Genomic DNA, 20137 nt, shown 5'->3' with positions numbered 1-20137 from the left:
TCACCGCGGTGACGACGCCTGAAGTTCGGCGCGCACGGCCGGGGTCAACACCTGACCAGCGCGCTCGACCATCAGCGTCATCTGGTACGCCACCAGACCCATGTCACAGTCGGGGGCGGCCAGCACGGCCAGGCACGAGCCGTCGCTGATCGACATGATCAGCAGCAGGCCCCGCTGCATCTCCACCACGGTCTGGGTGACCGCTCCCCCCTCGAACACCCGGGAGGCGCCCTGCGTCAGGCTGATCAGTCCCGCGGCCACCGCCGCGAGCTGGTCGGCCCGGTCCTTGGGGAAGCCCTCCGAGTACGCCAGAGGCAGCCCGTCCGAGGACACCACTACCGTGTGCGCCACCCCCGGCACGCCCCGGACGAAGTCGGTGATCAACCAGTTGACCCCGCGGGCGGCCTGGCTCAGCTCTCTCACTTGTCCTCCTTGTCGCCCTGAATGCGCCGCAGCTCGGCGTTGAACGCAACCTCGTCCTCGCTCAGCTCGCCACGGGCGACCGCTCGGCCCTGCCGGATGCCCTGCTGGAAGCTCGACAGGCGGCTTCGCGCCCGGTCGGGCGACAGCGCCGGCATGGCGGGCAGCGGTGTCGCGGCGGCCTCCGGCGTGCCCGCGGATCCGGGCACCAGGTTGGCCTTGGGTACGCGCTTGGGCAGGCCCGCGGACGTGGTCCCGTCTCTCACCGGCTCCTGGACGACCGCCGCGGCCTGCCACCCGGCGTCCGCGGGGATCTCCTGCCAGCCGGTGGACTCCTTCTCCTTGTCCTGCTCGCGGTCCACCCGGCGGAACCAGGCCGACTCGACGGACGCGAAGATCGGCAAGAATTCCTCCTCCTGCTCCATAGGAGAGGTGTGCACCACGGGAAGAGGGCCGGTGGCGGCGGCGTCCAGGTCCGATGTGTCGTACCGGCGCGGCCGCATGCGGGTGGGCAGTTCCCCGCCGTCGCCTCCCCTGCCGGGGCCGGTCGGCGGACCGGCGAAGGAGTTCGGCCCCGTGGCGGAGCCGCCGAAGTTACCCGCGCCGGTCGCCGGGCCGCCGAAGGAACCCGTTCCGGTGGCCGGGCCGCCAAAGGAACCCGCCCCTGTGGGGGGACCGCCGTACCCGCCCGAGCCCGTGGCCGGGCCGCCGTACCCGCCCGAACCGGTCGCCGGGGTGCTGAAGGCGTCGGAGCCGAAGGCGCCCGAACCCGTCGCCGGGCCGCCGTATCCGCCTGGACCGGTGGGCGGGCCGCCGAAGCCCGAGCCCGTGGGGGGACCGCCGAAGCCGCCCGACCCCGGGCCGTAGTAGCCGCCCGAGCCCGTGGGCGGGCCGCTGAAGCCGCCCGAGCCGTACCCTCCGGGGCCGGAGTTGGGACCGGCGAGCCCGCCTCCGGTGGTGGGACCGAGGGGGCCCGCGCCGTTGGCCCCGAATCCTCCCGGATCGGCGAACGAGCCGCCGAAGGCGCCCTGACCGGCCGGGACGTCGAAGGCGCCGTTGGTCTGGGGGGCCGAGCCGAACATGCTCTGCCCGGCGGGCTGCCCCGTGGCGGACCACGCGGGGGCCTGCGTGCCGGCGAACGGCTGCCCGGCCGAGGCGGGACCGCCGCCGAGGTGGGTGGGCGTGCCCATGAGGGACTCGGGCAGCAGCACCATCGCGGTCAGCCCGCCGGTGTCGTGCCGCCGCAGTTGCACGCGGATGCCGTTGCGCAGCGCGAGGCGGCCGACCACGAACAGGCCCATGCGCCGGGACACCGACACGTCGACGACGGGCGGGTTGGCGAGCCGCCAGTTGGTCTGGGCGAGCTCCTCGTCGGTCATCCCGATGCCGGCGTCGGTGATCGAGATCATCACGCCGCCGCCGTCGATGCGGTTGCCGGAGACCGTCACCCTCGTATCGCGCGGCGAGAAGGAGATGGCGTTCTCCACCAGCTCGGCCAGGAGGTGGATGACGTCGTTGACGGCCTGGCCGGCGATGGAGACGCCGCCCGGGACGTTCATGGCGACGCGCTCGTAGTTCTCGACCTCCGAGAGCGACGCGCGGGTGACGTCCAGCAGCGGGACGGGCTGGCTCCAGCGGCGCGCGGGCTCCTGCCCGGCGAGGACCAGCAGGTTCTCACTGTTGCGGCGCATGCGGGTGGCCAGGTGGTCCAGGCGGAACAGGTCACCCAGCCGCTTGTCGTCCTGCTCGCCCTGCTCCAGACCGTCGATCAGGGTGATCTGCCGCTCCACGAGGGTCTGGGTCCGCCGGGAGAGGTTGACGAACATGGCGCTGACGTTGCTTCGCAGCTGCGCCTCGTCGCTCGCCAGGCGGATCGCCTCGCGGTGGACCTCGTCGAAGGCCCGGGCCACTTCGCCGACCTCGTCGGTCGAGGCCACGCCGATCGGCCGCACGTCGGGAGGGCCGGTGTTGCCCTCGGACTCGCGCAGTTTCTGCACCATCTCGGGCAGGCGGCGGCCCGCGATCTCCAGCGCCTCGCGGCGCAGCTGGCGCAGCGGGCTCACCAGCGAACGCGCCATGACGGTGGTGATGACCAGGACGAGGATCAGCAGGAGGGCGACGACGCCGATGTTGACGGCGGCCTGGCGCTGGTCGGTGCGCGCCAGTTCGGCGGCCCGGTCGACGATGGAGCGGCCCAGGGTCCGCTGGGCCTCGTGCATGCGGTTCAGCCCGTCGTTGGCGGCGTTGAACCAGTACTCGATGTCGCTGCGCCCGCCGCCGAGGTCGCGCAACTCGGCGCCTTCTCTGGTCAGGAACAGCACGCGCTCGACCAGACCGGCGGCGAGGTCGACCTGCTGGCCGCTGGCGGTGTCGGAGTACGCCTGCCGTTCGGCCGGCGTGGCGCGGAAGAGGAAGGTGTTCAGCTCGCTGGTCTGCTGGGAGCGAGCGGTCTCGAACGCGTCCAGCGTCGCCTGGTCGAACTTGCGGGCGATCAGCGCCATGGACATGAGGCCGCGCTGCCGGGACGACTGCTCGGCCGCCCGGGCCAGCGAGGCGAAGGCGGCGGCGCTGGCGTCCAGCGCTTCGTTGGAACTTCCGCGCGCCGTCTCGTCGAACAGGGCGAGCATGTCGTCGATGACCAGGTTGTACTTCTGCAGCGACGGGAGCGGCGGGAGCTGGGACTCGCCGGTGGTCTGACGCAGCGTGCGCAGCTCCGACAGGCGGTCGAGCACCCGGTCGAACTCCGTGCGGCCGATGTCGCCCAGGGCCGGCTGGACCGTCTCCTTGCGGTCGAGCACCCGCTGGGCCGCGACGTCGACGGCGTTCTGCTGGTCGCGGATCAGCAATTTCGCCTGGGTGCCACGGCGACCGTTGGCGACGAACCTGCTCGTGAGGTCGCGTTCGAGGTCGAGCTGGTGAACCAGGTCGCCCAGTGTGGTGACGAATTCCGCCACCGTCCGGACGCGTTCATATTCAGTGGCGCTCTGGATCGAGGTGGCTACGCGGAGGCCACCGAGCAAGACGGCCACCGTGGTGGGCACCAGGATGAGCGCGATGAGACGGGTACGTACCCGCCAGTTACGCAGAGCCAACGACCTTCCGGGCTTGTGTCCTTGGTCGGTGGGCGCACTCGGGTCCGAAGGCGGTTGGGCTGCGTCCGGCTTGGTACGGCGACCGCTCTCGATTGTTGCTGTCCTCACTGGTCGCAACCTCTCGCCAGCTGGTCTGCTTTTGGGGGGGATGACCACGTGCTTGTGTGACACATGGCTAGTCAGGGGGCAATTGGAGCATAAGCCTACGAGTTCGACCAATAGCTATGGGCATTTAGAACGATCCAAACAATTATTCCGGTGACGGACATCCGGCCCAGAGGGCCCGTGCGAGATCACGGTCAGGGCGGGGCCACGGAGGGTCACCATGCCGTCTAGCTCGCTGTTACAGCGTTCCAACTCACCAGAGCAGTCTAAATGCCCTATATCACACTAAAGTGGACTTTTTTACGACTTCGATGACATAGGACTCTTACTTCTGTAAGCCCAGATCTTCCTCCGCTAGGCTTCACGCTCGCCGTGCCACCATGCCTTCCCCAGAGGCGGCACAGGCACTCTTCCCCTCACAACTAAAAAGGACACCTCAGATGAGAAGCCTTAGGGGTCGTACCTTCATCGTCGGCGCGCTGGCCACCCTGGCACTCGCGGCGTGCGGAAACTCGAACACCGATTCGACGTCATCCGCGAACGCCGGCGGACTCGAAAAGACGGAGATCGCGGTCGCGGTATCCGCCATCGCCGACCACTCCGCGGTCTACATCGCGCAGGAACGCGGGTTCTTCAAAGAAGAAGGGCTGACCGTCAAGCCCGAGATCACCCCGAGCACCGTGGCCGCACTGCCGAAGCTGTCCAACGGCAGCCTGGACGTGGCGGCCGTCGCCTACTTCGGCGTCATGTCGGCCACCGAGACCAAGGTCGCCGACCTCCGGATCATCGCCGACGCCTACCAGGCCAAGCAGGACATCTTCGACCTGGTCGTGAAGAAGGACTCGAAGATCCAGTCGGTGAAGGACCTCCAGGGCAAGCGGGTCTCCATCGCCTCCCTGAACAGCATCGGGCAGCTCGCCGTCGGGGCCACCCTGAAGACCGCGGGGCTGGACCCGAAGACCGGCGTCCAGTGGGCCCCCTTGGCCTTCCCGGAGGCACCGGCCGCGCTCGCGTCCGGCAACATCGACGCCGCCTGGCTGACCGAGCCCTTCCTCACCAACGTGCAGCGCGAGGCCGGCGCCCGCAAGATCGCCGACACCATGACCGGCTCGATGGCCGACTTCCCGATCGCCGGCTGGGTCAGCAGCGCCGACTGGGTGAAGAAGTACCCGAAGACCATGGCGGCCTTCCAGCGGGCCATCCTGAAGGCGCAGCAGGTCGCGGCCTCCGACCGGAAGGCCGTTGAGAAGGTCCTGCCGAACTACACCCAGATCAAGCCGGACGTGGCCGCCGTCATGAACCTCGGCGTCTTCCCCACCTCCCTGAGCGCGACGCGGATCCAGCGGGTCGCCGACCTGATGCAGGAGTTCGGCTACCTCAAGGGCAAGTTGGACGTGGCTCCGCTCTTGGTCCCGCTGCCTCAATGATCAACGCTCGAGTGGTCCGCGGCGTCGTGGGCGTCGCGGGCCTTCTGGCCGTCGCGGAGCTGATCGGCAGATCCGGCGTCGTGGACCCCGTCCTGCTGCCGAGGATGTCGGCCGTGCTCGCGGGCGCGGCCGAACTGCTGGTGGACCCGCGTTTCCTGTCCGACATCAGCGGGACGCTCCTTGTGTGGGGAGGCGGCCTGCTCATCGCCGTGGTGGTCGCCGCGCCCCTCGGAATCCTGCTGGGCAGCCTGCCCAAGGCCGACCTGGCGGCGCGGCCCCTGGTCGAGTTCCTGCGGCCGATCCCCTCCATCGTCTTGATCCCACTTGTCACGTTCCTACTGCCGTGGGACCACGGGGTGAAGATGACGGTGGTCGTCTACGCCGCCCTCTGGCCGGTGCTCATCAACACCATGTACGGACTGCGCGACGTCGACCCGCTGGCCAAGGAGACACTGCGCAGCTTCGGGTTCGGAAAGCTCGCCGTGCTGCGCAGGGTGTCGCTGCCCAGCGCGGCGCCGTTCGTCGTCACCGGGGTCAGGGTGGCCACGTCCATCGCCCTCATCGTCACCATCAGCGCCGAACTGCTCGCCGGAGGATCGGACGGCATCGGCGCCTACATGATTCGCGCCCAGGCCGGCTTCCGGACGGACCTGGTGCTCGCCGCCACGGTCTGGACCGGCGTCCTGGGCTTCGCCGCCAATGCCCTGCTGGTGCGTGCGCACCGATGGGCGTTCCGGTGGCATGTGGTGAAGGCCGGAGGTGCCACGTGAGCGTCACCACCGCCCCTGAGGACCTCCGCGGCGCGGGCGGCCCGTCCACCGCGCGGTCGTCCGGAACCTGGCGCCGCGCGTTCGCCGCGGTGCTCACCCGCGTATGGCTGATCCCGGTCGTCATCGTGGCATGGGAGGCCGGCACCCGGCAGGCGGAGTCCGTCTACTTCCCGCCGCCGTCGCAGATCGTCGTGCGCATGCACGAGCTGTGGCTGTCGGGACCGGCGAGCCACCTCTTCCTGACCGAGGAGGCGACCGACAACTTCCTGCCGAGCCTCGGGCGGCTGTTCGGCGGCTGGGCGATCGCCTGCGTCCTCGGCATCGTCCTCGGCATCGCCCTCGGGCGCTCCAGGACGCTGTTCGACTACGTCAACCCGATCGCGGAGTTCGCCAGAGCCGTACCGCCTCCGGCGCTCATCCCGCTGTTCATCATCATCTTCAGGATCGGCACGCCGATGCAGTTGGCCACGATCGTCTACACGGTGGTCTGGCCCATCCTGATCAACACCATCGACGGCGCCCGCTACCTGGACCGGCTCTACGCCGACACGGCCCAGGTCTTCGGGGTGAGCAGGTCGCAGCGGTTCTTCCGCATCATCCTGCCGGCCGCGGCGCCCAAGATCTTCGCCGGGATGCGCGTGAGCCTGTCCATGGCGGTGATCCTGATGGTGGTCTCCGAGCTGGTCGGGTCCACCAACGGCATCGGCTTCCTTATCCAGTACAAGCAGCAGAGCTTCGACCTATCCGGGATGTGGGGAGGCGTGGTGCTGCTGGGCCTCCTCGGCTACGTACTGAACGCGACCTTCCTGTTCGTGGAACGACGCGTCCTTTCCTGGCACCGGCAAGCCCGGCAGACAACCTGAGGAACCACCGTGCTCGATGTCGTCAACCTGCGTCATACGTACGGCGAGGGACCCAACGCCCACCAGGCCCTCGGCGGAATCGACCTGAAGGTCGCCGAAGGTGAGCTGGTGTGCGTGGTCGGACCCTCCGGCTGCGGGAAGTCCACGCTGCTGCGTTCCATCGCCGGTCTCATCCAGCCCACCGAGGGGCAGATCCGCATCCGGGACGCCGCGGTCGCGGAGACGCCGGGCGACCTGGCCGTCGTCTTCCAGGACTACAGCAGGTCGCTGTTCCCCTGGATGTCGGTCGGCGAGAACGTGGCCTTGCCGCTGCGCCGTCGCGGCAAGGACCGCGCGGCACGCCGCGCGGCCGCTGCGGAGGCGCTGGAGGCGGTCGGCCTGTCGGCCGCGTCCGGCAAGTACCCGTGGGAGCTGTCAGGCGGCATGCAGCAGCGCGTGGCGATCGCCCGCGCGCTGGCCTACCGGCCCTCGCTCCTGCTCATGGACGAGCCCTTCGGCTCGGTGGACGCCCAGACCCGGGAGGATCTGGAGGATCTGGTGCTGCGGGTGCGCGAGCACCACCGCATGACCATCCTGCTGATCACCCATGACATCGACGAGAGCGTGTACGTCGGTGACCGGGTCGTCGTCCTGTCGAAGTCGCCGGCTCGGGTCGCCGGCGAGCTGTCGGTGAACCTGCCGTCCCCGCGCGACCAGATCGCGACCCGGGAGCTTCCGGCGTTCGTGCACCTGCGCGCCGAGGTGGGCCGGCTGGTGCGTGCCAAGGACCAGGTGCCCGGGGCCTAGAGATCCATCCGGGCGCTTCCCGGCCGCGTATGACGAAGGCGGCTCCGGCCTGAGGCGGGAGTCGCCTTCGTGTTGCCTGAGGAACGTCCCGCCTGAGGCGAGGTCACCTCCGGGGGCCGCCGGCCAGGGGGCTCAGCGTCCTCCCCAGCCGGGGACCGCCACGCGCATCGTGAGAGCGTGCTCCACGAGCGCGATGAGCGTCCTTTTCACCGAGTCGCGGGAGCGGGCGTCGGTGCGCACAAGGGGGATGTGCGGGGCCAGCGTCAGCGCCTCCCGGACCTCCTCGTCGGAGTGCGCGTACTGCCCGTCCCAGCCGTTGATGCCGACCACGAACGGGAGCTGCGCCTCCTCGAAGTAGTCGATCGCGGGGAAGCAGTCGGCCAGGCGCCGGGTGTCGACCAGGACGACGGCGCCGATCGCGCCGCGGACCAGGTCGTCCCACATGAACCAGAACCGGTGCTGCCCGGGCGTGCCGAACAGGTAGAGGATCAGGTCCTGGTCGAGCGACACGCGCCCGAAGTCCATGGCGACGGTCGTCGTGGTCTTGTGCGGCGTCAGACCCAGGTCGTCGATGCCCGCGCTGGCGTCGGTCATGACCGCCTCGGTGGTGAGCGGGACGATCTCCGACACCGCACCGACGAAAGTCGTCTTGCCGACGCCGAACCCACCCGCGACGACGATCTTCGTCGACGTCAGCGCCGCGCCGCGGCTAGAGCCTGCGAAGTCCACTGAGAACCCTTTCGAGCAAGTTGAGGTCCGGCTTACCCGTTTCCAGCTGCGGGTGGTGCACCTGGACCAGGCCCTCGGCCGCCATGTCGGCGATCACGACGCGGGCCACGCCAAGAGGCATGCGCAGCATCGCGGCGATCTCGGCGACCGAGCGTACCTGGCGGCACAGCGTGCTGATCGCCTGCTTTTCCGGAGTGAGAGTCGACAGATCCTGGTGTGGGGACGTGGAGGAGGAGACGAGCGCCTCCATGGCGAGCGAGGTCCTGGGGGCGGTGCGCCCCCCGGTCATGGCATATGGCCGGACCAGGGAACTGCGTTCCACGGGTTCCGGCACTGGGAGAGGGGCCGCCGCGCCGGAGTATCGGCGGGCGTCCTCGGTCGGCGGGTACGGTGATCCGCCGCTCAGCGGATCACCGTCATCGGTCCAGCCGTGGCGTGCCACAACGTCCTCCTGTCATCGGCCCAGCCGTGGCGTGCCACAACGTCCTCCTGTCATCGGCACCTCACCTCGGTTGGGACGCCTGCAGTTCGGCACGCACAGCCGGGGTCAGAACCTGACCGGCACGCTCCACCAACAACGTCATCTGGTACGCCACCAGACCCATGTCACAGTCGGCGGCGGCCAGCACGGCAAGACACGACCCATCACTGACCGACATGATCAGCAGCAGGCCCCGCTGCATCTCCACCACGGTCTGGGTGACCGCTCCCCCCTCGAACACCCGGGAGGCGCCCTGCGTCAGGCTGATCAGTCCCGCGGCCACCGCCGCGAGCTGGTCGGCCCGGTCCTTGGGGAAGCCTTCAGAGAAGGCCAGTGGCAGCCCGTCGGCCGACACCACGACCGTGTGAGCCACGCCGGGGACGTTGTTCACAAAGTCAGTGATAAGCCAGTTGACTCCACGGGCTGCCTGGCTCAGCTCCCTCACGAGTCCTCCTTGTTGCGTTCAACGTTCCAATTGGGGGAAAAGTCGTCGTCCTGCTCACCGCGGGCGACGGCCCGCCCCTTCCGCACGCCCTGCTGGAAGCTCGACAACCGGCTGCGCACGCGGTCAGGGGAGATGGAGGGCTGGGGGGTGAAGACCGAGGGCCCGGTCTCGGCGGACCCGGGCACCAGGTTGGCCTTGGGCACCCGTTTGGGCAGGCCGGAGGGGGTGATGCCACCCAGCGAGGGGTCGCTCGCCGCCCGGGCCGCCTGCCAGCCCGCGTCGGCCGGGGAGGACCAGCCCCCGCTCTCGGCCGGCTCGGCCGCGACGGCCTCCTCGGCCTCGAACTCCGCCGATGGCAGCGGCTCCTCCACGGGCCGGGCCACGGCCTCGCGCGGAGCCGGCTCCAGGTCGGTACGGCGGAACCAGTCGGACTCGACCGCCGCGAAGATCGGCAGGAACTCCTCCGACTCGTCCAGCGGCGAGCTGTGGACGACCGGCAGCGGGCCGGTGTGGTCATCGGGTCTCGCCCCGAACGAGCGGTTCGGCGCCTCGGCGGCCGAACCACCGGTCATCGGACCGGCCGGGCCACCGCCCGTGATCGGCCCCGCGGAGCCGCCCGTCATCGGGGCGGCGCCCGTCACGGGGCCGGTGTGGCCGCCGGCCGCTGACGGCACGGCGGGCCACGAGGCGGTGTCCTGGTTCGCCAGGTCGGAGGACCACGACGGAACCCCGCCGCCGCCGGGACCGGAGCCGGGGGGTGGGACGTCGGCCGGCCACGGGGTGTCGATCGGCGGGTTGGGGTCGAAGTAGCGGTCGAACGGGTCTTCCTCGGCGGAGCCGTCCTGCCCGAACGGGCCGGGCTCGGAGCCACGCCCATCGGGCGGCATCCCGAACCGGGCGTCCTGGTTCGCGGCCGGGCGCTCGAACGGGTCGCGGGTGGCCGACGGTGGGCGCTCGAAGGGGTCGCGCTCGAACGGCCCTCGCTCGAACGGCCCGCGGTTCAGCGGGCCGGGCGCGGCGTGGACGCCGGGGTCGTCCGCTCCGAAGACCGGGGCGCGCATCCCGCGCGAGGCGGGCGCCTCGAAGCCGCTCGGCGCGCCGAAGGCGCCGGCGCCGAACGGCGACGCCTGGCCTGGCATGCCGAACTGGCCGTTGCCCGCCGCCGCCCCGGCCGTCTCCGCGGACGGCATGCCGGGGATCTTCGGGGCTCCCTGGGTGGCCAGCAGGGCCTCGGGCACGAGCACCATGGCGGTCAGGCCACCGCTGTCCTGCTGCCGGAGCTGCACCTTGATCCGGTGGCGCAGGGCCAGACGGCCGACGACGAACAGGCCCATGCGCCGGGACACCGACACATCGACGACGGGCGGGTTGGCGAGCCGCCAGTTGGACTCGGCGAGCTCGTCGTCGGTCATGCCGATGCCGCTGTCGCTGATCGAGATCATCACGCCGCCGCCGTCGACGCGGTTGCTGGAGACGTCGACCTTGGTCTCCCGCGGGGAGAAGGAGATGGCGTTCTCCACCAGCTCGGCGACCAGGTGGACGACGTCGTTGACGGCCTGCCCGACCACGGCCGTGGTGGACTGCACCTTGACGTCGACGCGCTCGTAGTTCTCGACCTCCGAGAGCGAGGCGCGCACGACGTCGACGAGCGGCACGGGCTGGCTCCACCGGCGCGCGGTCTCCTGCCCGGCGAGGACCAGCAGGTTCTCGCTGTTGCGGCGCATGCGGGTGGCCAGGTGGTCGAGCTTGAACAGGTTGCCGAGCCGGTTCTCGTCCTGCTCGCCCTGCTCCAGGCCTTCGATCAGGCTGAGCTGGCGCTCGACGAGCGTCTGGCTGCGGCGGGAGAGGTTGACGAACATCGCGTTGACGTTGCTGCGCAGGCGGGCCTCGTCGCCCGCCAGGCGGATCGCCTCGCGGTGGACCTCGTCGAAGGCCCGGGCGACCTCTCCCATCTCGTCTCGGGAGTTGACGCCGATGGGCACGACATCCGTGCTTCCCGAGGCGTCGCCGCTCTCGCGCAGCCGCTGGACGGTCTCCGGCAGCCTGCTGCCGGCGATCTCCAGTGCCTCGGCGCGCAGGCGGCGCAGCGGCCGGGTCAGCGACGTCGCGACCACGGCGGTGACGATCAGGACCAGCAGCAGCAGGACCAGGATCAGGCCGCCGGAGATGACCGCCTGGCGTTGTGCCTCCTCCTGCAGCGCCTGGCTCTGCTGGACGACCGAGCCGACCAGCCGCTCCTCGACCTTGCGCATGCGGTCGGCGACGGCCGAGGTGGAGGTGTACCAGATGGTGGTGTCGTCGCGGCGGATCGGGTCGAGGTCCTGGATCTCCTTGAACTGCCGGAGCTGGGCCAGCGCCAGGGCGCGCATCCAGTCGGCCTTGTCGACCTGCTGGCCGCGCACGTTGTCGTTGTAGAACTTGGCGTCGGCGGGCGTGGCCTCGGCCAGGAAGGTCGCGGTCTCGCTCTGCTGGCGGCTCCAGGAGCCGGGGAAGTCGACGAAGTCGTCGTAGTCGAACCCGCCGCCGAAGGTGCCGAGGGTGGCCAGGCCGACGGTCATGAGGCCTCGCTGGCGGGAGACCTCCTCCTTGGCGCGGCTGAGCGCGCCGAGGGCGATGCTGTCACCGAAGAGGCGCTGGTCCCTGCCGGTGGCGCCCAGCTCGCTCTGCATCGACCCGAGGACCGTGATGATCTTGGAGTAGATGCCGAGCGCGGCTCGCGGGGGCACGCCGCTCGCGATACGGGTGCGCAGGCCGGGCAGGCCCTCGAGCCAGCGGCGGATCTCCTCCGCCTCGGCGCGGACACGCGCGGTGTGGGAGGAGTCGAGGGTGGACACGGCGCTGAGCACCGGATCTCTGACCTGGTCGACGATGGCCTGCTGGGCCCGGACCTTCCTCAGGCGCGCCTGGCGGCGGCCGTCGGCGAGGTACCAGGCGGTGAGGTCGCGTTCCCTGTCCACCTCGTGGACGAGGGTGTCGATCTTCTGGACGAGCGTCGCCACCTCCGTGAGGCGGCGGTACTCAGAGGAGGTGGCGATGGCGTTGGTGAGCTGCACCCCACCGAGGATCACGCCGACGATCGTCGGGATGATGATGAGGGCGATCAGCCGTGATCGGACGCGCCAGTTCTTGAGCAGGAGCCGGCTTCCGGTTTTGGGCGTACGCGCCATGGACGGCTCGGACCTCTCCACACGGCCGTTTCTCCCCGAGGCGCCTCGGGGGTCTTGTGTCCTCACTGGTTTTCGCAACCTCTCACCGAGCCTGGCGTGCAGGGGGGTACGTCACGCGCGAGGCGCATGAGACGTCCGAGACATCCATCAGGCGATGGTAATTGGAGCACACCCCTAGTAGATCGGCCAACAGAACACGCCCGGACAAACAACATCGAATTGATACTTACCTGGATAAAACCGTCAACTCGCTTCCGTAACTATGCGGGACGAAAACCGTCTCGGGCCTCGGACGGCGCATGTTTGATCATCAGATGCCGGGTCACGGAGTATTCCTGGACCGCTTCCTGGCTCATGTCCTTGCCGAACCCGCTGCCCTTCACCCCGCCGTGCGGCGCCTCCGAGGCGATCGGCAGGTGGTCGTTGATCCAGGTGACGCCCACGTCCAGCCGGTGGGACACCCGCAGCGCCCTGGCCACGTCGCGTGACCACACCGAAGACGCCAGCCCGTAAGGCGTGTCGTTGGCGAGCCGCACCGCCTCGTCCTCGCCCGAGAAGGGCAGCACGACGATCACAGGCCCGAAAAGCTCGCCCTGGACGATCTCGCTCCCCTGGCCGGCCCCGGTGATCAGCGTGGGCGGGTAGAAGAAGCCTGGCCCGTCCGGGACGGCGCCGCCGCACACCACCCGGGCGCCCTCGGCGACGGCGCGCCCGACGAACCCGTGCACCCGCTCGCGGTGGCCCGCCGAGATGAGGGGCCCGATGTCGGTCGCCGGGTCCAGGGGGTCGCCCGTGGTGATGCCCGCGAACGTCTCCCGCAGCGCCTCCACCGTCTCGGCGTACACCTCCCGCTCGGCGTAGACGCGCGTCGCCGCCGTGCAGTCCTGGCCGGTGTTGTACGTCGCGCCCATGGCGACGCCCCTGGCCACCTCCGCCAGGTCGGCGTCGGCGAACACCAGCGCGGGGGCCTTGCCGCCCAGTTCCAGGTGCACCCGCTTCAGGCCGGACCGGGCGGCGGCCGGGTCTCCTGCCGCACGCCGCATGATGGACCGGCCGGTCGCCGTCGAGCCGGTCACGCTGATCATGTCGACGCCCGGGTCGCCGGTCAGGGCCTCCCCCACCTCGGCGTCGCCGGTGACGGCGCGCACCAGGCCGTCGGGGAAGCCCGCCTTGGCGGCGAGCTCGGCCAGCCGCAGCGTCGTGCCGGGCGTCTGCGGGGCCGGCTTGATCACTACCCCGTTCCCCGCGGCGAGCGCGGGGCCGAGCTTCCAGACCGCCATGACCAGCGGGAAGTTCCAGGGGGCGATGGAGGCCACCACGCCCACCGGGCGGCGCACGAGCACCGAGGTGTAGCCGGAGCTCAGGATCCCCGCGCCCGTCCCCTCCAGCGACCGCGCCGCGCCCGCGAAGAAGCGCAGGTTGTCCACCGCGAACGGCAGCTCCCCGTCCCGGAACACCGTCGCCGGCTTTCCGGTCTCCGCCACCTCCAGGCGGGTCAGCTCCTCGGCGTCGGCCTCGACCAGGTCGGCCAGGCGCAGCAGCGCCCGGGCGCGCTCGCCGGGCGACGCCTGCGACCACTGCCCGTAGGCGTCCCGCGCTTCTCGCACGGCCGCCGCCACCTCCTGGAGCGGGGTGTCGGGCACCTCGGCCAGCGGCTCGCCGGTGGCGGGATTGACGGGGGTCCTGTTCATAGTGCTCTCTTCTCGGCGGCGCCGGTCCCCCCGCCGGCGGGCGGGAGGGGGACCGGCGCTGGACGGGACTTCAGGCGGAGGCCGCGCGAGTGGCCGTCTCCTCGATGAGGTCGGCGGCCTTGCGCAGGCCGTCGCGGCGGCGGATCTCCTCGCCCGCCTCGGCCAGGCGGTCCCGCAGGCCGGTGTCGGACAGGAGCCGGTCGAGCGCGCCGGTGAGCTCCCCGTCGGCGAAGCCGTAGGTCGACAGGCGCACGCCGTATCCCAGCTCGTCGATCCGCTGAGCGTTGTCGTACTGGTCCCAGAACAGCGGGAGCAGGATCATCGGCTTGCCGAAGTGCAGGGCCTCGGTCGTGGTGTTGTTGCCGCCGTGCGTGATGACCAGGTCGACCATCGGGATGATCTTGGTCTGCGGCACGAACTCCGCGCCCCACATGTTGTCGGCCAGCTTGATGTCCTCGTGGAGCGGCCCCTTGGAGACGATGAAGCGGTGCGGCGTGGCGCCGAGCACGTCGATCACCCGCTGCATCAGCTCCACGTCGGCGGAGCCGAGCGAGCCGAGGGAGAAGTAGACCAGCGCGCCATCCCGCTCCGCCAGCGAGGCCGGCAGCTCGAAGGCGTCGTCGGTCTCGCGGACCGAGGAGTCCAGGCGGTGCCACGACGGGCCGAGCGGGCGGGCCTCGGTGTAGTCGGCGATCTCGGGGAACACGTACAGGTTGAGGTCGCCCTCGTGGATGAACTCCAGCTCGGGCAGCGGGCGGGCGCCCTGCTCGACGACCCACTCGTTGAAGGCCGTCCAGATCTCCCGGTGGGTGCGGTCGTACTCGGCGCGGAACGCCTCCCACTCACCGCGGTCGGCGGCGGGCAGGCCGCTGAACACCGGCGGGATGCCCTCGCCCGGGACCTCCAGGGGGTTGCAGGAGACGATGCGCACGAACGGCTTGCCGGCCGTGACCAGGGCGGGGAAGGTGAGGACGTTATCCTCGATGATGACGTCGGGGTTCACCCGCTCGATGATCGCCCGTAGCTGCGGCTCGCAGTACTTGGCGCCGTCGACGAGCGCCTCCCAGATCGGCTTGGTGACGGTCTCGAGCTGCTCGAGGGTCGACTTGCGGTACTCCGGGGCGGTGTCGCGGATGAAGTCCTTCCAGAACTGGCCCGCGTCCTGCTCCTCCTCGGCCGGCGGGGCGAGGTCGACCAGGTCCTCCTCGAAGCCGAGCGCCGTCAGCTTGCCCTTCCAGGACGCCTCGGCGGCGAACACCACGCGGTGCCCGCGGCGGCGCAGGATGTCGCCGATGCCGACGCAGTTGTTGGTCGGCCCGTAGGCGCTCTCCGGCATGAACAGAATGGTGGCCATCGGTACTCCATCGCAATTGAAGAACGATTCAAATATCTGCGGGCCGGCCGGTCAAAAGCCAGGTTTCATGGCCGCAGGCGGATATAGGACTTTAGACTCCATCTTCAACAAGTGGGGCAGAGGGAGGCTGGCATGAGCTCGCGCAAGAGCCGGGCGGATCGGCGGGTCGACCTGATCGAGGCCGCCCGCCGGGCGATCCTGCGGCACGGAACCCAGGGCGTGCACCTGAACCACGTCGCCGAGGAGGCCGGGCTGTCGTCGGGCGCGGTGCTGTACCACTACCCCGACCTGAGCGAGCTTCTGGTGGAGGCCCACCACGCCGGCATGGAGCGCTTCTACGAGCTGCGCGTCAAGCGCATCGCGCGGTCCAGCGACCCCGTCGAGAAGCTGGTGGTCACGATCCGCACGGGCCTGCCGGTGGGGCCGGACGACCCGGGCGTGCGGCTGCTCAACGAGTTGGGCGGCGCGGCGGCGCGCAACAGGGTGTACGCCGTCCTGCTCACCACCCTCTACGACCGCCAGGTGGCGATGTACCAGTCGATCCTGGACACCGGCGCGGCGCTCGGCGTGTTCACGCTCGTCGGGGACTCGCTGACGATCTCCCGGAACCTGGTCGCGCTGGAGGACGCCTACGGCTACCGCATCACCGCGCGGCATCCGGTGATCGGCCCCGACGAGGCGGCGGAGCTCATAATGAGCTACGCCAGGACCGTCACCGGCAACACGCTGGAATCCGCCCACTGACCTCACCTGGCGATCAGCACGGCGTCCGCGGCCGACCAGCCCAGACCGACCTCGGTGCCGGCCTGGACGCGGGTCGGCCCCTGGGCGGCGACCAGGATGGGGCCGTCGTGGCCGGGCACCCGCACCGCGATGTGCGACACGCCTCCGTAGAAGCTCACGTCGGCCACGACGCCCTTGAGGATGCCGGTCTCGCCGAGCCGCAGCGACTCGGGCCGCACGCCGAGCAGGGCCGGGGCGCCCGCCCCCGGGCCGCCCACCGCGGGCAGCGTGCCGAGGCCCGGGACGGCGAGGCCGTCGCCGGTGGCCGTCCCCTCGAAGAGGTTGTTGGCGCCGATGAAGCCGGCCACGAACGGCGTGCCGGGCCGCTCGTACAGCCGCACGGGCTCGTCGATCTGCTGGACCCGTCCCGACTGCATGACGGCGATGCGGTCGGCGAGCGACATCGCCTCCTCCTGGTCGTGGGTGACCACGACGAAGGTGATGCCGACCTCGTGCTGGAGGCGCTTGAGCTCCAGCTGCATCTCGGCGCGCACCTTCTTGTCCAGCGCCGACAGCGGCTCGTCGAGCAGGAGCAGGCGAGGCCGTTTGACGATGGCCCGGGCGAGCGCTACCCGCTGCCGCTGGCCGCCTGAGAGCTGGTGGGGCCGGCGGTTCGCCTGCTCGCCGAGCCCGACGGTCTCCAGCACCTCCGCCACCCGGGCCTTGACCTCGGCACGGGGCAGCCGCTCGCGGTCCAGCCCGTAGGCGATGTTCTTGGCGACGCTCATGTGCGGGAACAGCGCGTACGACTGGAACATGAGGTTGACCGGCCGGCGGTGCGCCGGCCGGGACAGCAGATCGGCGCCGTCGAGGGTGACGGTGCCGGCGTCGGGCGACTCGAACCCGGCCAGGATGCGCAGCAGCGTGGTCTTGCCGCAGCCGCTCGGGCCGAGCAGGGCGAAGAACTCGCCCTGGCGGATGTCCAGGGAGACGTCGTCGAGGGCGACCACGTCGCCGAACCGCCGGGAGACGCCCTCGATGCCCACCAGTGTCTGCGGTACGGCAGGGGCCTCGGGAACAGCACTCATGACAGGGACTCCGTCAGTCGGGTCATCCGCTGGGCGACAATGATCACGGTGAAGCTCACCGCGAGCAGGATCGTCGCCAGCGCGTTGATCTCTGGGGTGACCCCGAAGCGCACCATCGAATAGATGACGATGGGCAGGGTCGGCTCGGTCGGGGCCGCGGTGAAGAACGCGATGACGAACTCGTCGATGGACAAGGTGAACGCCAGCAGCGCCCCCGCCGCGATGCCCGGAGCCAGGGTGGGCAGCGTGATGCGGGTGAAGGTCGCGAGCGGCGACGCGCCGAGGTCGCGGGAGGCCTCCTCCAGCGAGGTGTCGGCGTGGGTGAGCCGGGTGCGCACGACCGCGGCCACGAAGGCCATACCGAAGACGGTGTGGGCGAGGATCACCGAGTGCAGCCCGAGCGTCATCTTGATCGTCGCGTAGAACACCAGCAGGCCGATGGCGAGGACGAGGTCCGGCAGGACGGCGGGCAGCAGTCCGAGCGCGTCCAGCAGCCGCGACCGGGTGTGGCGCGCCATGCCGACGGCCAGCAGCGTGCCGAGCACGGTGGACAGCACCGTGGTGCCGACCGCGACGATCAGCGTGTTCACCAGGCCCTGCCTGATGGTGTCGTTCCCGGCCAGCTCGCCGTACCACTTCAGGCTCAGGCCCTCGAAGACGTACGGCGACTTGCCGGCGTTGAACGACATCACGACGAGCACGATGATGGGCGTGTAGAGGAAGACGTAGGTGGCCCAGAAGGGCACGTAGATCAGCCGCCGCCTAGGCACGACGTCCCTCCGTCCCGCCGTACACCCGCGAGGCCCACGCCTGCAGGAACAGCAGCACGACCAGCACGGCGATCACCGCGAGCGCGAGCGTGGAGCCGAACGGCCAGTCGCGCGCCTTGAGGAACTGGTCCCTGATCAGGTTGCCCACCATGATCGAGCGCCCGCCGCCGAGGATCTCGGGGATGACGAAGTTCCCGAGGCACGGCACGAAGACGAAGACGCACCCGGTGAGGACCCCGGGAACGGTCAGTGGGAACGTGACCGACCAGAACGTGCGGGCCGGGCGCGCCCCCAGGTTGGCCGACGCCTCCCGGAGCTGGGGGTCCAGCCGCTCGATCGCCGCGTACAGCGGCAGGATCATCAGCGGCAGGTAGGAGTAGAGCAGGCCGGTGACGATCGTGCCCTGGTTGTAGAGCAGCTGCAGCGGCTTGTCGATCAGGCCGATGCCGGTGAGGGCCTCGTTCACCAGGCCGGGCCCGCTGAGCAGGATGATCCAGGCGTAGACCCGGATGAGGAAGTTGGTCCAGAACGGCATGACGACCGCGATCAGCGCGATGGTCTTCCACTTGCGCGGCAGCCCGGCGATCACGTATGCGGTCGGGTAGCCGATGAGCAGCGCGGCCAGAGTGGTCAGCGTCGCGGTCTTCACCGAACTCAGGACGACGTCGAAATAGAGAGGATCGAACAGCCGGGTGAAGTTCTCGAGGGTCCACTCGTACACCACCCCGCCGAACCGTCCCCTCCGGAAGACGGTGTAGCTGAGCACGAGGGCCAGTGGTACGAGCAGCAGGACGATCAGATAGCCGAGCCCCGGGCCGAGGAACGCCAGGCGGGCGGCGGCCGTCCCGAGGCCACGGCTCCGGCGCGACGGCCGGCCCGTGGAGGGGCCGGCCGGCGCGCCGGGTGGTGCGCCGGGTGGTGCGCCGGGTGGTGCGATGTCGTGCTTGGCAGTCAACGCGAGACCGTCACTGGTTGGCGGAGATCTCGGTGGCCAGGCGGGTGTACTTGGTGGAGGCCTCGCCGAGGTCGACGATGGACTCGCCCTTCAGCAGCTCCGCCGGGGTCATCTGCAGGGGGGTGTTCTTGGCGAGGAGATCCTGGTTGTTCTTGATCAGGAGGTCCATGGCGGCCTTGTTCGGCACCTTGTACAGGATGTTCTCGCCCACCCAGCTGTGGACCGCCGGGTCGAGGATGTAGTTGATGAACGCGTGCGCGGCCTCCTTGTTCTTGGAGGTCTTCATGATCACCATGGTGTCCGACCAGAGGTCGCTGCCCTCCTTGGGCACCACGAACTTGATCTTCGGGTTGGTGGTCGGGCACCAGCCGTCCCACGCCTCGACCAGGGCGGCCTCGCCCTTCTCCAGCTTGGCGCCGAAGGTGGTGTCGTCGTAGAGCATCCCCCCCTGCTTGGCCTTGAGCAGGAGGTCCTTGGCCTGGGCGAGCTGCTTGTCGTCGGTGGTGTTGATGGAGAGGCCGAGCTGCTTCAGGGCGGGAAGCGCGAGCCAGCGCTCGGTGGTCATCATGGTGACCTTGCCCTTGAGGTCCGCTGACGGGTTAAGAAGATCGTTCCAACTGGTGGGAGGAGTCTTCACCAGGTCGGTGCGGTAGCAGATGCCCGTCGTGCCCCAGGTGTAGGGGACCGAGAACTTGTTGCCCTTGTCGAAGGAGAGCTGCGCGGCCTCGGGGTAGAGGTTCGCGAGGTTCGGGATCAGCTCGGAGTGGAGCGGCTCGAGCAGCCCCTGCTCGTTGAGCGCCTGGGCGTACTGGCCGGAGACGAAGGCCACATCGATGCCACTGTCGGCGTTGGCGGTCAGCTTCGCCATCGCCGTCTCGTTGGTGTCGTGGATGGCGGTCTTCAGCTCGAAGCCCAGCTTCTTCTTGACCTGGTCGGCCAGGTCCTTCGGGCTGTAGCCGTCCCAGATCGTGATCGTGAGCGACTGCTTGCTCAGATCGGCGTTGGGGTTGAGCTGCTCGGCCGCCGCGCTCGGGGCCGCGCCGTCGGCGCTGGTCGAGCTGCTACCGCCACACGCCGCGAGGGCAAGCACAAGGCCGGCGGCCACCGTGGCAGCCGGTAGATGACGGGTGTACCGGATTCGGGACACAGCCGCTACTCCTTAGGTTCTCAAGGTTCTGTGGTACGAGAGAGACCGCAGTGCCTGACCTTCGCACGGCAGACCAAATCAGGAGTGTTGCAGCACATATCAACATGAGCAAGACTTTCCCGGA

17 protein-coding genes are annotated in these 20137 nt (G+C 69.9%); 5 read left to right on the top strand and 12 right to left on the bottom strand.

Annotated elements, in window-relative coordinates; genetic code table 11:
• Both MYF83_RS13140 and MYF83_RS42650 read right to left on the bottom strand, forming a co-directional pair.
• Positions 1–423, bottom strand: coding sequence for a roadblock/LC7 domain-containing protein (locus MYF83_RS13140; RefSeq protein WP_248960559.1), 423 nt, complete (start codon positions 421–423; stop codon positions 1–3).
• The gene (locus MYF83_RS42650; RefSeq protein WP_279339461.1) at positions 420–3512 is read right to left on the bottom strand and encodes a nitrate- and nitrite sensing domain-containing protein; all 3093 of its coding nucleotides are present in this window, start codon (positions 3510–3512) and stop codon (positions 420–422) included. The genes MYF83_RS13140 and MYF83_RS42650 overlap by 4 nt, the downstream gene beginning before the upstream one ends.
• A 545-nt stretch (positions 3513–4057) precedes the next feature.
• On the opposite strand from MYF83_RS42650, the gene MYF83_RS13130 reads away from it, so the two are divergent.
• From MYF83_RS13130 to MYF83_RS13115, 4 genes are read left to right on the top strand one after another with little or no spacing between them, the layout of a single operon-like run.
• Positions 4058–5044, top strand: a complete 987-nt coding sequence (locus tag MYF83_RS13130) for an ABC transporter substrate-binding protein (protein WP_248960558.1) — start codon at positions 4058–4060, stop codon at positions 5042–5044.
• On the top strand, positions 5041–5814 hold the full coding sequence (locus tag MYF83_RS13125; protein WP_248960557.1) for an ABC transporter permease: 774 nt from the start codon (positions 5041–5043) through the stop codon (positions 5812–5814). The genes MYF83_RS13130 and MYF83_RS13125 overlap by 4 nt, the downstream gene beginning before the upstream one ends.
• Positions 5811–6677, top strand: coding sequence for an ABC transporter permease (locus tag MYF83_RS13120; RefSeq protein ID WP_248960556.1), 867 nt, complete (start codon positions 5811–5813; stop codon positions 6675–6677). Before MYF83_RS13125 ends, MYF83_RS13120 begins: the two co-directional genes overlap by 4 nt.
• A gap of 9 nt (positions 6678–6686) precedes the next feature.
• Positions 6687–7463, top strand: a complete 777-nt coding sequence (locus MYF83_RS13115) for an ABC transporter ATP-binding protein (RefSeq protein WP_248960555.1) — start codon at positions 6687–6689, stop codon at positions 7461–7463.
• A gap of 132 nt (positions 7464–7595) precedes the next feature.
• Here the strand turns inward: MYF83_RS13115 and MYF83_RS13110 are convergent, their stop codons facing one another.
• From MYF83_RS13110 to MYF83_RS13085, 6 genes are all read right to left on the bottom strand, one after another.
• A complete protein-coding gene (locus MYF83_RS13110) occupies positions 7596–8192 on the bottom strand; it encodes a GTP-binding protein (protein ID WP_248960554.1) in 597 nt (198 codons plus the stop codon).
• Complete coding sequence (locus MYF83_RS13105; RefSeq protein ID WP_372500143.1) at positions 8173–8634, bottom strand: DUF742 domain-containing protein; 462 nt, start codon at positions 8632–8634, stop codon at positions 8173–8175. Before MYF83_RS13105 ends, MYF83_RS13110 begins: the two co-directional genes overlap by 20 nt.
• A 61-nt stretch (positions 8635–8695) precedes the next feature.
• Positions 8696–9118: a roadblock/LC7 domain-containing protein gene (locus MYF83_RS13100; protein ID WP_114028917.1), complete on the bottom strand. Its 423-nt coding sequence runs from the start codon at positions 9116–9118 to the stop codon at positions 8696–8698.
• Positions 9115–12285, bottom strand: coding sequence for a sensor histidine kinase (locus MYF83_RS13095; RefSeq protein WP_248960553.1), 3171 nt, complete (start codon positions 12283–12285; stop codon positions 9115–9117). The genes MYF83_RS13100 and MYF83_RS13095 overlap by 4 nt, the downstream gene beginning before the upstream one ends.
• 260 nt (positions 12286–12545) lie before the next feature.
• Positions 12546–13976, bottom strand: coding sequence for an aminobutyraldehyde dehydrogenase (locus MYF83_RS13090; RefSeq protein ID WP_248960552.1), 1431 nt, complete (start codon positions 13974–13976; stop codon positions 12546–12548).
• A gap of 70 nt (positions 13977–14046) precedes the next feature.
• Positions 14047–15330, bottom strand: a complete 1284-nt coding sequence (locus MYF83_RS13085; RefSeq protein WP_248960551.1) for a glycosyltransferase — start codon at positions 15328–15330, stop codon at positions 14047–14049.
• A gap of 132 nt (positions 15331–15462) precedes the next feature.
• On the opposite strand from MYF83_RS13085, the gene MYF83_RS13080 reads away from it, so the two are divergent.
• On the top strand, positions 15463–16074 hold the full coding sequence (locus MYF83_RS13080) for a TetR/AcrR family transcriptional regulator (RefSeq protein WP_248960550.1): 612 nt from the start codon (positions 15463–15465) through the stop codon (positions 16072–16074).
• Positions 16075–16076: 2 nt separating this feature from the next.
• Here the strand turns inward: MYF83_RS13080 and MYF83_RS13075 are convergent, their stop codons facing one another.
• Genes MYF83_RS13075 through MYF83_RS13060 form a run of 4 tightly spaced genes read right to left on the bottom strand, consistent with a single transcriptional unit; the run spans position 16077 to position 20013 of the window.
• Positions 16077–17141, bottom strand: coding sequence for an ABC transporter ATP-binding protein (locus MYF83_RS13075; RefSeq protein WP_248960549.1), 1065 nt, complete (start codon positions 17139–17141; stop codon positions 16077–16079).
• Positions 17138–17911, bottom strand: coding sequence for an ABC transporter permease (locus tag MYF83_RS13070; RefSeq protein ID WP_248960548.1), 774 nt, complete (start codon positions 17909–17911; stop codon positions 17138–17140). The genes MYF83_RS13075 and MYF83_RS13070 overlap by 4 nt, the downstream gene beginning before the upstream one ends.
• Positions 17904–18866 carry an ABC transporter permease gene (locus tag MYF83_RS13065; protein WP_248960547.1) on the bottom strand — a complete coding sequence of 321 codons (963 nt, stop codon included), beginning with the start codon at positions 18864–18866 and terminating at the stop codon, positions 17904–17906. Before MYF83_RS13065 ends, MYF83_RS13070 begins: the two co-directional genes overlap by 8 nt.
• A gap of 10 nt (positions 18867–18876) precedes the next feature.
• Positions 18877–20013, bottom strand: a complete 1137-nt coding sequence (locus MYF83_RS13060; protein WP_248960546.1) for a polyamine ABC transporter substrate-binding protein — start codon at positions 20011–20013, stop codon at positions 18877–18879.
• Positions 20014–20137 lie beyond the last annotated feature (124 nt).

Origin of the sequence: Sphaerisporangium perillae (assembly GCF_023276435.1) — a bacterium.
GTDB lineage: Bacteria > Actinomycetota > Actinomycetes > Streptosporangiales > Streptosporangiaceae > Sphaerisporangium > Sphaerisporangium perillae.
Note: the sequence above shows the minus strand (reverse complement) of the source record. Positions and strands in the feature narration are given on the sequence as shown.

Excerpts from the sequence above, each read along its gene's own strand:
- MYF83_RS13080 (WP_248960550.1), top strand. The coding sequence starts at position 15,463 with ATGAGCTCGCGCAAGAGCCGGGCGGATCGGCGGGTCGACCTGATCGAG.
- MYF83_RS13125 (WP_248960557.1), top strand. The coding sequence starts at position 5,041 with ATGATCAACGCTCGAGTGGTCCGCGGCGTCGTGGGCGTCGCGGGCCTT.
- MYF83_RS13130 (WP_248960558.1), top strand. The coding sequence starts at position 4,058 with ATGAGAAGCCTTAGGGGTCGTACCTTCATCGTCGGCGCGCTGGCCACC.
- MYF83_RS13075 (WP_248960549.1), bottom strand. The coding sequence starts at position 17,141 with ATGAGTGCTGTTCCCGAGGCCCCTGCCGTACCGCAGACACTGGTGGGC.
- MYF83_RS13085 (WP_248960551.1), bottom strand. The coding sequence starts at position 15,330 with ATGGCCACCATTCTGTTCATGCCGGAGAGCGCCTACGGGCCGACCAAC.
- MYF83_RS13095 (WP_248960553.1), bottom strand. The coding sequence starts at position 12,285 with ATGGCGCGTACGCCCAAAACCGGAAGCCGGCTCCTGCTCAAGAACTGG.
- MYF83_RS13090 (WP_248960552.1), bottom strand. The coding sequence starts at position 13,976 with ATGAACAGGACCCCCGTCAATCCCGCCACCGGCGAGCCGCTGGCCGAG.